At 66.2% G+C, this 13,787-nt stretch carries 7 protein-coding genes and 2 pseudogenes; 3 read left to right on the top strand and 6 right to left on the bottom strand.

Annotated elements, in window-relative coordinates; all coding sequences use genetic code 11:
- Position 1: 1 nt before the first annotated feature.
- Positions 2 to 1,609, top strand: coding sequence for an ABC transporter ATP-binding protein (locus HU760_RS09025; protein ID WP_186674765.1), 1,608 nt, complete (start codon positions 2 to 4; stop codon positions 1,607 to 1,609).
- Between the two features lie 121 nt (positions 1,610 to 1,730).
- On the opposite strand, the pseudogene HU760_RS24685 reads toward HU760_RS09025, so the two are convergent.
- Together HU760_RS24685 and HU760_RS24680 are read right to left on the bottom strand one after the other, a co-directional pair.
- Positions 1,731 to 2,165 (bottom strand): annotated as a pseudogene (locus HU760_RS24685) (methyl-accepting chemotaxis protein); the annotation flags it as partial.
- Positions 2,166 to 2,267: 102 nt separating this feature from the next.
- Positions 2,268 to 2,747, bottom strand: a pseudogene (locus tag HU760_RS24680) (PAS domain-containing protein); the annotation flags it as partial.
- A gap of 376 nt (positions 2,748 to 3,123) precedes the next feature.
- On the opposite strand from HU760_RS24680, the gene HU760_RS09015 reads away from it, so the two are divergent.
- Both HU760_RS09015 and HU760_RS09010 read left to right on the top strand, forming a co-directional pair.
- A complete protein-coding gene (locus tag HU760_RS09015) occupies positions 3,124 to 6,054 on the top strand; it encodes an aminotransferase (RefSeq protein ID WP_186674767.1) in 2,931 nt (976 codons plus the stop codon).
- 62 nt (positions 6,055 to 6,116) lie between these two features.
- A complete protein-coding gene (locus HU760_RS09010) occupies positions 6,117 to 7,022 on the top strand; it encodes a LysR family transcriptional regulator (RefSeq protein ID WP_186674768.1) in 906 nt (301 codons plus the stop codon).
- Between the two features lie 639 nt (positions 7,023 to 7,661).
- Here HU760_RS09010 and HU760_RS09005 read toward each other — a convergent pair.
- From HU760_RS09005 to kdpB, 4 genes are all read right to left on the bottom strand, one after another.
- A complete protein-coding gene (locus HU760_RS09005; protein ID WP_186674769.1) occupies positions 7,662 to 8,357 on the bottom strand; it encodes a response regulator in 696 nt (231 codons plus the stop codon).
- A complete protein-coding gene (locus tag HU760_RS09000) occupies positions 8,354 to 11,008 on the bottom strand; it encodes a DUF4118 domain-containing protein (protein ID WP_186674770.1) in 2,655 nt (884 codons plus the stop codon). Before HU760_RS09000 ends, HU760_RS09005 begins: the two co-directional genes overlap by 4 nt.
- A gap of 156 nt (positions 11,009 to 11,164) precedes the next feature.
- Positions 11,165 to 11,716, bottom strand: a complete 552-nt coding sequence (gene kdpC / locus HU760_RS08995) for a potassium-transporting ATPase subunit KdpC (RefSeq protein ID WP_186674771.1) — start codon at positions 11,714 to 11,716, stop codon at positions 11,165 to 11,167.
- A 10-nt stretch (positions 11,717 to 11,726) separates the two neighbouring features.
- Entirely contained in the window at positions 11,727 to 13,781 is a 2,055-nt protein-coding gene (kdpB, locus tag HU760_RS08990) for a potassium-transporting ATPase subunit KdpB (protein ID WP_186674772.1), read from the bottom strand.
- Positions 13,782 to 13,787: the final 6 nt, after the last annotated feature.

Here is a 13,787-nt window from a genome sequence, read left to right as displayed (position 1 = left end):
CATGAGTGAACAGAACCTGATCGAAGTGCGCGACCTGGCGGTGGAGTTCGTCACCGGGGAGCAGGTCAACCGCGTGGTGGATGGCATCAGCTTCGATATCCGCAAGGGCGAGACGCTGGCCCTGGTCGGCGAAAGCGGCTCGGGCAAGTCGGTGACCGCGCACTCGATCCTGCGCCTGCTGCCCTACCCCCTCGCCCGGCACCCCAGCGGCAGCATCCGCTTCGAGGGCAAGGACCTCCTGCAGCAGAACGAGAAGAGCCTGCAACGCATCCGCGGCAACCGCATTGCGATGATCTTCCAGGAGCCGATGACCTCGCTGAACCCGTTGCATTGCATCGAGAAGCAGATCAACGAGATTCTCCTGCTGCACAAGGGCCTGACCGGCAAGGAAGCGACTGCACGTACGCTGGAGCTGCTGGAAATGGTCGGCATCCCCGAGCCGCGCAAGCGCTTGAAAGCCCTGCCGCATGAACTGTCGGGCGGGCAGCGCCAGCGGGTGATGATCGCCATGGCGCTGGCCAACGAACCCGACCTGCTGATTGCCGACGAACCGACCACGGCGCTGGATGTGACCGTGCAGTTGAAGATCCTCGACCTGCTCAAGGAGCTCCAGGCGCGCCTGGGCATGGCCCTGCTGCTGATCAGCCACGACCTCAACCTGGTGCGGCGCATCGCCCATCGGGTGTGCGTGATGCAACGCGGGCAGATCGTCGAGCAGGCTGAATGCACCAGGTTGTTCAGCGCCCCGCAGCACCACTACACGCAAATGCTGATCAATGCCGAGCCCAGCGGGCTGCCAGCGCACAACCCGGTGGGCGCGCCATTACTGGAGGTGAATGACCTGAAGGTGTGGTTCCCGATCAAGAAGGGCTTGCTGCGGCGCACGGTCGACCATGTGAAGGCAGTGGACGGCGTCAACTTCAGCCTGCCGCAGGGGCAGACGCTGGGGATTGTCGGCGAATCCGGGTCGGGCAAGTCGACGCTGGGCCTGGCGATCCTGCGGCTGATTGCCAGCCAGGGCGGGATTCGCTTCCACGGGCAACAGCTCGAATGCCTGAACCAGAAAGCGGTACGGCCATTGCGCCGGGAAATGCAGGTGGTGTTCCAGGACCCGTTCGGCAGCCTGAGCCCGCGCATGTGCGTGGAGGATATCGTTGGTGAAGGGCTGCGCATCCACAAGATCGGCACAGCGCAGGAGCAGGAAGCGGCGATCATCGCGGCGCTGGAGGAAGTCGGGCTGGACCCGCGCACCCGGCATCGCTACCCGCATGAGTTTTCCGGTGGGCAGCGCCAGCGCATTGCCATTGCCCGGGCCCTGGTCTTGAAGCCGGCGCTGATCCTGCTGGACGAGCCAACCTCGGCGCTGGACCGTACCGTGCAGCGGCAGGTGGTGGAACTGCTGCGCAATCTGCAGCAGAAGTACAACCTGACCTACCTGTTCATCAGCCATGACCTGGCGGTGGTCAAGGCGCTGAGCCACCAGTTGATGGTGATCAAGCATGGCCAGGTGGTGGAGCAAGGGGACGCGCAGGCGATCTTCCACGCGCCGCAGCATCCGTATACCCGGCAGTTGCTGGAGGCGGCGTTTCTGGAGGTGGAGGCGTCCTAGCCAGCAGGTCCCGTTCGCCGCGCGCTGGCCAATATCCAGGTGTTCGCCAATGCGGCCATCGGCGCTGAGGTCCTGGGTATCGCAAACGCACATGGCAAATCTGACCGCCTCGCCGCCATGTCTAGCCGAGGTCTTCGCTCACCCGCTCCACCGCGTCCACCGCCTTGCGCGCCCCGGCCTGGATGGCGCTGATGGCAGTACCGGCCTGAACCGCCAACTGCAATGCGCTGGCAGCCTCCATCCGGCTACGTTCGACCTCGCTGACCGCCTGGCTGGCCAGCAACTGGTTGCGTGCGACCACGGCATCGATCTCGGCGGTGGCCGTGCTGGTACGCGCCGCCAGCTTGCGTACCTCATCGGCCACCACTGCAAAGCCTCGGCCCTGCTCGCCGGCACGTGCCGCCTCGATGGCTGCGTTGAGCGCCAGCAGGTTGGTCTGCGCGGCGATCCCGCCAATGGTCTGCACGATGGCGCTGATGCTGGTCGATTGCTCGCCCAGCGCACTGATGGTGACACCTGCGGCCTGCATCTGGCGAGCCACGTCCTGCATGCTCTGCTCCATGGCGTGCATCACGGCCACGCCTTCGCTGGCGCCGGCGTCGGTGCTGCGGGAAACCTCCAGCGCCACCTGCGCGGCACGCTTGACCTCCTCCTCCCGCCGCACCTGGTCAGTCACCACCGAGGCGAACTTGACCACTTTCACCAGGCGCCCCCGGGCGTCGGTGACCGGGTTGTAACTGGCTTCCAGCCAGACTTCACGGCCTTGCCGGTCCAGGCGGCAGAAGCGACCAGCCACATAACGGCCGGCATTGAGCGTCTGCCAGAACACGGCGTAGTCGGGGTTGCTGACCTGCGTGGCGCTGCAGAACATCTGGTGATGCCTGCCCACCACCTGCTCCAGCCGATACCCCATGGCGTCGAGGAACATCGGGTTTGCATCGAGCACAGTGCCATCGAGCCCGAACTGGATCACCGCCGTCGAACGCAGCAACGCGTCAAGCAGTGCCTGGCCCTGCTGGGCCGGGGTCGGCAGCCACTGCGCCAGCGGCTGGCCAACCGCACTGCCGGGCTCTGCGCCCAATGCAGCAGCGCACGCCGGGTTGAGTTCCACCACGCGGCCCTGGGTATCCAGCCTCATGAAAGGTCCCTGTTCGATCTGGGCCAGACGCAGGCGAAGGCTCAGTATTTCAGCATCGCGCTCGACGAGCGCGGCTTTGAGTTGCCGATTGAACATGGAAGTACCTGCGTAATGAAAAGAGTCATCAGGCCATCACCCATTCGGACTGCTCCATCCAGCCTGATGGCCACCTCAGCCTCTGGGTAATGCAATAGCCCTACGCTACTCGCAATATGTGTACATGACAAAATTTTTGTACAGGTATTGTATAGGTTTACACTCGCGGACGCAGGGGCGTTCCATAGTCGTCAGAAAAATTGACGATTATCGTCTTTCATCATCAATCAAAACCCGCATAAATTTTCTACCGCCCTCTTTCAGCGAACACGGTAGAACCATGCCCACCCAGCCAGTAACGCCCTCTTCACCCGTGATTGACATCCTGGCCCAGCGTTCCAGCCTGCCAAACCCTGCGCTCGACCCGTGCCAGGCCAGTGATGTGTTGCTGGCTCATTACGGGATCGTCGGCGAACTGTCGGCCATGGGCAGCCAACAGGACCTGAACCTGCGGGTCGATACAGCCCAAGGCAGGTTCGTGCTCAAGGCATGCCATGGCAGCTATGCGCGGGAGGAGCTTGAAGCCCAGCATGCAGCGCTGGCTTACCTGCGCGAACAGGGCCTGCCGGTACCGGCCGTGCGCGCGGCCAATGATGGCCAGGCGTTGCTGGAAGTGGACGTGAACGGCCAGGCCCTGCGCATTCGCCTGCTCGACTACATCGAAGGCCAGCCGCTGACCCGCCTCGGGCACATGCCAGCGCGCCTGATGGCCGAGCTGGGCGGCCTCTGCGCCAGGCTGGACAATGCCCTGGCCGGCTTCGATCACCCAGGCCTGGCGCGTACCCTGCAATGGGACCCGCAACACGCACAGGCGCTGATCCAGCACCTGTTGCCGGTACTGTCCGACCCGGCACGACGCGCGCGTGTCGAACAGGCCACCGCCGTGGCCGCCGCGCATCTGGCCCCGCTCGCCGCGCAACTGCCGACCCAGGCCGTGCACCTGGACATCACTGACGACAATGCGGTCTGGGCCCGCGACGCCGCGCGCCAATGGCAGCTGCAGGGCGTGATCGATTTCGGCGACCTGCTGCGCACCTGGCGCATTGCCGACCTGTCGGTTACCTGCGCGGCGCTGCTGCACCACGCAGAGGGCGACCCGCTGCGCATCCTGCCGGCCGTGCGTGCGTACCAGGCGCTCAATCCACTGAGTGAAGCCGAGCTACGTGCCCTGTGGCCACTGGTGCTCAACCGTGCCGCCGTGCTGGTGCTGAGCAGCGAGCAGCAGCTCAGCGTCGACCCGGGCAACCAGTACATCCGCGACAACATCGCCCATGAATGGGAAATCTTCGACACCGCCACCGCCGTACCTTTCGCACTGATGCAAGCGGCCATCCTGCAAGCGGCGGGGCTACAACCTGCCACTGCGGACCTGAGCAGCTGCGCGCCCCTGCTGCCCGAGCTGAACGGGCAGCCCGTGACACGCGTCGATCTGGGCGTGCTCAGCGTGCATTGCGAGGCGGGCAACTGGGAACAACCGGGCTTCGACCAGCACCTGCTGAGTACCCAGCCGGCCCCGGCCTGCAGCCTGTACGGGCAGTATCGCCTGTCGCGAACCCATGTCGACCGACCCGAAGAGCCCGCCACCTGCGCCCTCGGCGTCGAGTTGCATGTGCCCAATGGCAGCCTGGTGCAAGCGCCGGAAACCGGCACCTGGCAGGGCCATGGCGACGGCCGTGGCTGCCTGCGCAGCGCGCATTGGGCCTTGTGGCTGCAAGGCCTGGAAGGCGCCCCCGCCGATGGCCAAGTCGTGGAAAAAGGCCAGTCGCTGGGCAGCAGCTGTGGTTTCCTCAGCGTCCAGCTGTGCCTGGACAGCAGCATCCAGCCGCCGTTCTTCGCCACCCCGTCGCATGCGCCGGCCTGGCTGGCCCTGTGCCCGTCGCCGGCGGCGCTGCTGGGCTTCGACTGCGATGCCGAGCCGCTGCCTGACCCGCAGGCCCTGCTGGCCCGCCGCGACGCCAGCTTCGCCCGCTCGCAGAAGCACTACTATGCACAGCCGCCACACATCGAGCGCGGCTGGCGCAACTACCTGATCGACATGCAGGGCCGCTCGTACCTGGACATGCTCAACAACGTCGCCGTACTGGGCCATGGCCACCCGCGCATGGTCGCCGAATCGGCGCGGCAGTGGTCGCTGCTGAACACCAACTCGCGCTTCCACTATGCAGCCATCACCGAGTTCTCCGAACGCCTGCTGGCGCTGGCACCTGAAGGTTTCGACCGGGTGTTCATGGTCAACAGCGGCACCGAAGCCAACGACCTGGCCATTCGCCTGGCCTGGGCCTACAGTGGCGGGCGCGACATGCTCAGCGTGCTGGAGGCCTACCACGGCTGGTCGGTGGCCACCGATGCCATCTCCACCTCGATCGCCGACAACCCGCAGGCCCTGGAAACCCGCCCGGACTGGGTACACCCGGTGGAAGCGCCGAATACCTTCCGCGGCCGCTTCCGCGGTGCCGACAGCGCCGCGCAGTACTTGCACGATGTCGAGGCCAAGCTGGCCGATCTCGACACCCGAGGCCGCCAACTGGCGGGCATCATCTGCGAGCCGGTATATGGCAACGCCGGGGGCATTGCATTGCCGGCCGGTTACCTGCGCGAGGCCTATGCCAAAGTCCGCGCCCGTGGCGGGGTATGCATCGCCGACGAAGTGCAGGTCGGTTATGGCCGCCTGGGCGAGTACTTCTGGGGCTTCGAGGAACAGGGCGTGGTGCCTGACATCATCACCATGGCCAAGGGCATGGGCAACGGCCAGCCGCTTGGCGTGGTCATCACCCGCCGCGAAATTGCCGAAGCCCTGGAGGCCGAGGGCTACTTCTTTTCCTCGGCCGGCGGCAGCCCGGTCAGTTGCCGCATTGGCATGGCGGTGCTGGACGTGATGCAGGAGGAAGGCCTGTGGGACAACGCCCGCGACACCGGGCGCTACTTCAAGGCACGCCTGCAAGCGCTGGTGGACAAGCACCCGCTGGCTGGCGCGGCGCATGGCTCGGGCTTCTACCTGGGCCTGGAGCTGGTGCGCGACCGCGAAACGCTCGAGCCCGCCACCGAGGAAACCATGGCCCTGTGCGACCGCCTGCGGGATCTGGGCATTTTCATGCAGCCGACCGGTGATTACCTGAACATCCTCAAGATCAAGCCACCGATGTGCACTACCCGGGCGAGCGTCGACTACTTCGTCGACAGCATTGACCGGGTGCTGGGCGAAGGCCTGTAAGGGGCTGTCAAGCGGGCCGGTGAGTGGTCATAATTTCCGGCCCGTTCATCAGGTTTGCCAATATGGCCTTCAGCAGCGACTCCCTGGCAATCTTCCTCGCCGTGCTGGAGGCGGGCTCGTTCTCCGCCGCCGCGCGCAAGCTGGGGCGCGTACCTTCTGCCGTAAGCATGGCGATCGCCCAGCTGGAAGCGGAGCTCGACCTGGTGCTGTTCGACCGGGCCACGCGCAAGGCCTTGCCCACCAGTGCCGCCCTGGCACTGGAGCCCCAGGCCAGGCAGGTGATGTGCCAGCTCAACCTGCTCGACGCGCAGGCCCTGCAACTGCACAAGGGCCTGGAGAAACGCCTGACGATTGCCATGGCACCCGAGCTGCAGACCGGCCGCTGGAGCCAGCCACTGGAAATCCTCGCCGAGGAATTCCCCAGCCTGGAAATCGAGGTGCGCTCGGCCACCCAGACCGAAGCCATTCGCCTGCTGCATGACGGCAGCGTGCAGCTGGCGCTGGTGTTCGAACGCCCCGGCATCGACGAGCGCGAGTCGTTCCTGGAGGCCGGCAGCCAACTGCTGGTGGCGGTCGCCTCACCGCGCCATCCGGCCGGGCAGAACAGCGCCACGCCGCTGCCTGAAGAAGTGTTCGCCGAACAACGGCAGATCATCGTGGCCTCGGGCAAGGCCACCGGCTCGGACCCGCGCATGGTGCTGTCGCGGCGCATCTGGCTGACCGACAGCTACCTGGCCACGCTGGACCTGGTGCAGTCCGGCCTGGGCTGGGCCTACCTGCCGCAGCCGCTGGTCGAACCGCTGATTGCTTCGGGCGCGTTGTCGGAAGTGCGCTTCGACAACATGGCCAGCCGCTTGCGGCTGTGGGTCGACATCATCTGGGTCAAGCCGCGCCCGCTGGGGCTGGGCGCACGGCGCTACCTGGAGGTCATGCGCCAGCTGTTCGAGAAGGAGCCGCCGCGGGCCTGATCACGGTTGCTCGCCCAGGCCCCAAGCCCCCCTGGAGTGCAATAAGCGAAACTTCCCACAAGCTTTTGGGACGCCCAAACCTCCCCTGCGAATTGATTCCTCGCTAGTGTTCTGCTCTCCCAGCGGACGCCATTCACGGTGCACCAGCCGAAAAGGAATTTCCATGCAGAGCCAGGCAGAACCGGCCACTCGCTACCCGCAGTGCCTCCATGACTTCGCCACCCGGCAGCGCAGTCCAGAAGAAGCCCTCTATCTTCTGCTCGATCCTTTTGCCAGGTGTCCGCCCGAGTTCGGATCGGCAATTGCTGGTGCCGCCGCTGTAGCGGGTTCTAGCGCTCTGCTCGGCCCTGTAGGCATAGCCATCATTGCAGGGCTGGGAGCATATGTGCTGGCTACATCCGCAAAACGAGCAGAGTCCTCATTAACGGAGCTCTGGGCGAGGCATAGTAAATGGGGACTACCTCAACAGCATCGTCAATGGATCCACCAGAAAGACTTGGACACAGCGATAGGCAGCTTGAACGCCGCAGTGATTGGATCTGGAGTCGAGAACAGCACCTTGAAACAAGGGGCTCCAGCCCGGCGATGGGGCCGGGACAGGCAGCCCAGGACAGCTACTTTCGCCAGCTGCTCCCACGGTCAGGCGGTTGGCGCTACCAGCCTGTAACCGACCCCCGCCTCGGTGATGATGAACCGTGGCGCGGTGGGATCATCGCCGAGCTTCTGCCGTAAATGCCCCACCACGATCCGCAGGTAATGGGTGTCATCCACATGGGTCGGCCCCCAGATATCCTTGAGCAGCTGCTGCTGGGTGATCACCCGCCCCGGGTGCCCGGCCAGTTGCGCCAGCAGGGCATATTCCTTGCGCGTCAATGCCACCTCGACCCCGTCCAGGGTCACCCGGCGAAAGGCGAAATCCACGGTCAGCGGGCCGAAGCTGGCGGCGATTTCCGAGCCGCCGGCCTGCGGCACCTGGCGCAGCAAGGCACGCACCCGAGCGAGGAATTCCTGAATGCCAAACGGCTTGGTCACATAGTCATTGGCGCCGCCATCCAGCGCATCGACCTTCTGCACTTCACTGGCGCGCACCGACAGCACCAGCACCGGCACCGCGCTCCACTCACGCAGTTCACGCAGCACCTGCTGGCCGTCCATGTCCGGCAAACCGAGGTCGAGCACCACCAGGTCGGGTTTGCCCAGCGCCGCCTGGGCCAGCCCTTCGCTGCCGGTGGCGGCCTCGAGCACCTTGTAACCTTGCGAGGCCAGGCTGATGCGCAGGAACTTGCGGATCTGCGGTTCATCGTCGATGACCAGGAGGGTAGCGGAGTGACTCATGGGGCTTCGCTTTCAGCTTCAGGTTGAGGGGGCAGCGGCAAGCATAAAGTGATGCAGGTGCCCTGGCCATCAATGCCTTCGCCAACCTGGATCTGGCCACCGTGCGCACCAATCATGCCCTGGCAGATGGCCAGGCCCAGGCCGGTGCCCTGCCCGCCACGGTCACCGCGGGCTGCGGTATAGAACATGTCGAAGATCTTGTCGCGGTCGGCCAGCGGAATACCCGGGCCCTGGTCGCTGACGGCGAAGCATAGCTGGCCGTCCCGCACCGACACCTGCAGTTCCAGCCGGCCATTGGCGGGCGAGAAGCGCGCGGCATTTTCCAGCACATTGACCAGCGCCTGTTCGATCAGCGCCGCATGCACGAACAGCAACGGCAGCTCGGCCGGGACATCGGTGTGCACGCGCAGGGGTGCCAGCACCACGCGCAAGCGATTGAGTGCGCTGCCGACGATGTCGGCCGGGGCCACCCAGTCACGGGCCAGCTTGAGGCCGCCATGACCCAGGCGGGTCATGTCCAGCAGGTTCTGGATATAGCGATCGAGGCGTTCTGCCTCATTACGGGTGCCCTCCAGCAGTTCGCGACGGTCTGCGAGCGGAATCGCCTCGCCCAGCGCCAGCAGGCTGTCGATGCTGCCGCGCATGGCCGTCAACGGGGTACGCAGGTCGTGCGACACCGATGCGAGCAAGGCGCTGCGCAGTTGCTCGGTTTCGCCATGCAGGCGTGCGGCCTCCAGCTGTTCGGCCAGGCGCGCGCGGGCCAGGGCCTGGGCCAACGGCTGGCCAAGGGCAGTCAACAAGCGCCGGCGCGGGTCGCTGAGCGGCTGGCCGGAGCGTGAACGCACGCCGAGCAAGGCCAGGGGCTGTTCATCCACCGCCAGCGGCCACCACCACCAGCGGCCATTGGGCAGGGTATCGCTGCCATGGCCGGCGGCCTGGCCATGCTGCCAGGCCCATTCGGCCGCAGCGCGTTCGTTGTCGCTGAAGGCATGGGCGATGCCAGTGGCTACCTGCAGCTGGCCTTCGGCATTGCGCTCCAGCAGGCAAACCTGCGCATCCTGCCAGCCATCCAGGTACTGGGCGGCAGCGTTGAGCACCGCCTGGCGGTCGGTGGCCACCGTCAGCCGGCGCGACAGGTCTAGCAGCTGGCTGGTCTGCGCCTGGGTCTCGCGCAGCGCCTGCAACTGGCGGCGCTGGCGCGCAGCCAGGTTGCCGGTGAGGGCGGCCATCAGCAGGAAGAACAGCAAGGTCAGCACGTCTTCTTCGCGCTGGATGGTGAATGAGAAGTTGGGCGGGATGAACAGGAAGTCGTAGGTGAGGAACGACAGCGCGGCACAGGCCAGGGCAGGCCCCAGGCTGCTGCGCACCGCCACCAGCAACACAGCGGCGAGGAAGACCAGCGAGATATTGGGCAGCGCCAGCACCCTCGACACCGCCCAGGCCAGGCCCGCCGCCAGGATGGTCGCCAGCAATGCCAGCAGGTAATGGCGCCAGACCCACACCTGCCGCACCGCCAGACGCGGCGCCTGCGGCTGCAGGTCACGGTCGAGCACGTTGATTTCCAGGCCGTGGCTTTCGCGCAACAGGCGGGTGGCCACACCGGCACCGAACAGGCGCCGGCGCAGGCGGTTGCGCGACTGCCCGACCAGTACCAGGCTGGCGCGCCGCTCGGCGGCATGCTGAATCAATGTGCCTGCCACTTCGCCGGCGCGCAACAGCACCACTTCCCCACCCAGGCGCTCGGCCAGTTGCTGCGCCGCCAGCAGGCGCTGCCGGGCGGTTTCGTCGCGCAGACGGCCGTTGTCCACGTGCACCAGGCTCCACGGCAGATGGCGGCGCTGGGCTACCCGGCAGGCATGGCGCACCAGGCGTTCGGCCTGGTCATCGCCATCCACGCCCACCAGCAAGCGCCCGCGCAATGCCGGTGCCTCCTGCCCGCGTTGGCGATAGCCGTGCGCCAGGTCGGCATCCACCTGGGCAGCGGCTGTCTGCATGGCCAGCTCACGCAAGGCGGTGAGGTTGGTTTGCGAGAAGAACGCGTCGATGGCGGCGCGCGCCTGTTCGGGTACGTATACCTTGCCTTCGCGCAGGCGTTCGAGCAGTTCACGCGGTGGCAGGTCGATCAGCACCAGTTCGAAGGCTTCCTGCAGCACCCAGTCCGGCAGGGTTTCGCGCACTTGCACGCCAGTGATGTCGCGGACCTTGTCGTTGAGGCTTTCCAGGTGCTGGACGTTGACCGTGGTGTACACGTTGATGCCGGCGGCCAGCAGCTCCTGGACGTCCTGCCAGCGCTTGGCGTGGCGACTGCCGGGCGCGTTGGTGTGCGCCAGTTCGTCGACCAGCACCAATGCTGGCGCGGCCTTCAGCAGGCCATCGAGGTCCATTTCCTCGAGGGTGACGCCACGGTACTGGCTGCGCAGCAGCGGCTGCTGCTGCAGGCCGCCGAGCAGCGCCTCGGTTTCGGCGCGGCCATGGGTTTCGACCACCCCGGCCACGACCTGCACGCCCTGGCGTTGCTGGGCGTGGGCGGCCTGGAGCATGGCGAAGGTCTTGCCGACGCCGGGGGCGGCGCCGAGGAACACCTTCAGCCGGCCCCGGCCGGTTTGTGGGAGGGTAGCCAACAGCGCGTCTGCGCGGGTGGAGTCACTCATCTTTCATCCTTTGCTATTTCCAGCAAGCAGCAAATTCAGGGACAAACACCGTACCTGTGGGAGCGGGTTCACCCGCGAATACGATGGTGGCGCCACTATCGCATTCGCGGGTGAACCCGCTCCCACAGGGTCCCTGCTAGCCCCTCAAGTCATCTATCAATGGCTGAGGTTGTCCAAGGCCTGGTTCAAGGCCAGCACATTGACCACCGGCGGGCCGATCAATGGGTGGAGGGTGGCCTCTTCGAGCAAGCCTTGCAAGCGTTCTACCGGCAGTTGCCGCGCCGCCGCCACCCGTGGGATCTGGTAGGCCACGGCCTCCGGTGGCAGGTGCGGGTCGAGGCCACTGCCCGACGTGGTCAGCAGTGCCAGAGGCACCGCCCCCTGCTGCGCCTGATACTGCGCTGCCGCATCACCCTTGACCCGCTCGGCCAGCGCCGGGTTGCTCGGCGACAGGTTGCTTGCACTGCTGGCCACGGTGGCGAAGGCCCCCGCCGAAGGGCGCGAATGGAACCAGCCATCCCCCTGGAAATCCTGGGCGATCAGCGCCGAACCGCGCACCTGGCCCTGGTCATCACGCACCAGGCTGCCGTTGGCCTGGCTGGGGAATGCCAGCTGGGCAATCCCGGTCACCGCCAGCGGATACAGCGCGCCAGTCACCAGGGTCATCAACAAGGCCAGGCTCAACGCCGGGCGGACATAAGCATTCATGGCGGCCTCCTCAGACCAGGTGCAGTGCATTGAGCAGCAGATCGATCAGCTTGATCCCGGCAAACGGCACGACGATGCCGCCCAGCCCGTAGATCAGCAGGTTGCGCCGTAGCAGGTGCGCCGCACTGGCGGCCTGCACCCGTACGCCACGCAGCGCCAGCGGGATCAGCACGATGATGATCAGCGCGTTGAACACGATGGCCGACAGAATCGCGCTCTGCGGGCTGGCCAGGTGCATCAGGTTGAGCACGCCCAACTGCGGGTAGATGGCGGCGAACAGCGCTGGCAGGATGGCGAAGTACTTGGCCACGTCGTTGGCGATGGAGAAGGTGGTCAGCGCACCACGGGTGACCAGCAGCTCCTTGCCGACCTGGACCACATCCAGCAGCTTGGTCGGGTCGCTGTCCAGGTCGACCATGTTGGCCGCCTCACGCGCGGCCTGGGTGCCGTCGTTCATGGCCATGCCCACATCAGCCTGGGCCAGTGCCGGGGCGTCGTTGGCGCCGTCGCCGCACATGGCCACCAGGCGGCCGTCGTTCTGCTCCTGGCGGATGCGGGCCAGTTTCTTCTCCGGCGTGGCCTCGGCCAGGACGTCATCCACGCCGGCCTCGGCGGCAATGGCGGCAGCGGTCAGCGGGTTGTCGCCGGTCACCATCACCGTGCGGATACCCAGCTTGCGCAGCTCGGCGAAGCGCTCGCGAATACCGGGCTTGACCACGTCCTTGAGGTGGATCACGCCAAGCAGGCGCTTGTCCAGGCACACCAGCAACGGCGTGCCGCCGCTCTGGGCGATGCGCTCCACTTCACGGGCCAGCGCTGGCGGCATTTCCAGGCGTTGCATGCCAACGAAGGCCAGCACGGCATCGACGGCGCCCTTGCGGTAACGGTGCTGCTGGAAGTCGATGCCCGACAGGCGCGTCTCGGCGCTGAACGCCACGGCCTCGAATTGCCCGGCAGCCGGCTCGATGAAATCATGCAGTTGGCGCAGGTACTCGACGATCGACTTGCCCTCGGCGGTGTCGTCGGCCAGCGACGCCAGCAAGGCGCCCTCCCCCAGCTCGCGGGCGGTGACGCCCGGTGCGGCATGCAGCGCGCTGCAGCGGCGGTTGCCGAAAGTGATGGTGCCGGTCTTGTCGAGCATCAGCGTGTGCACGTCCCCGGCCGCTTCCACTGCACGGCCCGAGCGGGCAATCACGTTCAGCCGCACCAGCCGGTCCATGCCGGCGATGCCGATGGCCGACAACAGGCCGCCGATGGTGGTGGGGATCAGCGTCACCAGCAACGCGGCGAGGAAGATCAGCGGCAGGCTGCCACCGGCGAAGTGGGCGAACGGCTGCAAGGTCACCACCACGATCAGGAAGATCAGGGTCAGGCCGATCAGCAGGATGTCGAGGGCGATCTCGTTCGGGGTCTTCTGCCGCTTGGCGCCTTCGACCAGGGCAATCATGCGGTCGAGGGTCGATTCGCCCGGGTTGCTGGTAATCCGGATCAACAGCCAGTCGGAGACCAGCCGGGTATTGCCGGTCACTGCCGAGCGGTCGCCACCGGACTCGCGGATCACTGGCGCCGACTCGCCGGTAATGGCGGCCTCGTTGACCGCAGCGATACCTTCGAGCACCTCGCCATCACCGGGGATCATCTCGCCGGCCAGCACACGAACCACATCGTCCTTGCGCAACGCGCTGGCCGCGACGGTTTCGTAGCTGCCGTCGCGCTTGCGCCGTTGAGCAGTCAGGCCCTGGCTGCCGGCCTTGAGGCTATCGGCACGGGCCTTGCCACGGCCCTCGGCCAGGGCTTCGGCGAAGTTGGCAAACAACACTGTGAACCACAGCCACAGGGCGATCTGCACGGCAACTCCGGTACTCACGCCACTGCCGGGCACCGCGCACAGGGCGGTGGTCAGTAACGCCGTCAGGGCAACCACCAGCATCACCGGCGAGCGCTTGAGCTGACGCGGGTCGAGCTTGACGAAGGCCTGCACCAGCGCCGGGCGCCACAGCGCGGCGAAGCGAGTCTGGTCCTTGGCGCTGTGGCGGGTTTTTACTTCAGGAATGGGCATGTTCATGGTCGA

It is taken from the genome of Pseudomonas oryzicola, assembly GCF_014269185.2.
GTDB classification, from domain to species: domain Bacteria; phylum Pseudomonadota; class Gammaproteobacteria; order Pseudomonadales; family Pseudomonadaceae; genus Aquipseudomonas; species Aquipseudomonas oryzicola.
Note: the sequence above shows the minus strand (reverse complement) of the source record. Positions and strands in the feature narration are given on the sequence as shown.

Bases quoted from the DNA above. Each gene is read 5' to 3' on its own strand.
- HU760_RS09000 (WP_186674770.1), bottom strand. From the start codon at position 11,008: ATGAGTGACTCCACCCGCGCAGACGCGCTGTTGGCTACCCTCCCACAA.
- HU760_RS09010 (WP_186674768.1), top strand. From the start codon at position 6,117: ATGGCCTTCAGCAGCGACTCCCTGGCAATCTTCCTCGCCGTGCTGGAG.
- kdpC (WP_186674771.1), bottom strand. From the start codon at position 11,716: ATGAATGCTTATGTCCGCCCGGCGTTGAGCCTGGCCTTGTTGATGACC.
- HU760_RS09015 (WP_186674767.1), top strand. From the start codon at position 3,124: ATGCCCACCCAGCCAGTAACGCCCTCTTCACCCGTGATTGACATCCTG.
- kdpB (WP_186674772.1), bottom strand. From the start codon at position 13,781: ATGAACATGCCCATTCCTGAAGTAAAAACCCGCCACAGCGCCAAGGAC.
- HU760_RS09025 (WP_186674765.1), top strand. From the start codon at position 2: ATGAGTGAACAGAACCTGATCGAAGTGCGCGACCTGGCGGTGGAGTTC.
- HU760_RS09005 (WP_186674769.1), bottom strand. From the start codon at position 8,357: ATGAGTCACTCCGCTACCCTCCTGGTCATCGACGATGAACCGCAGATC.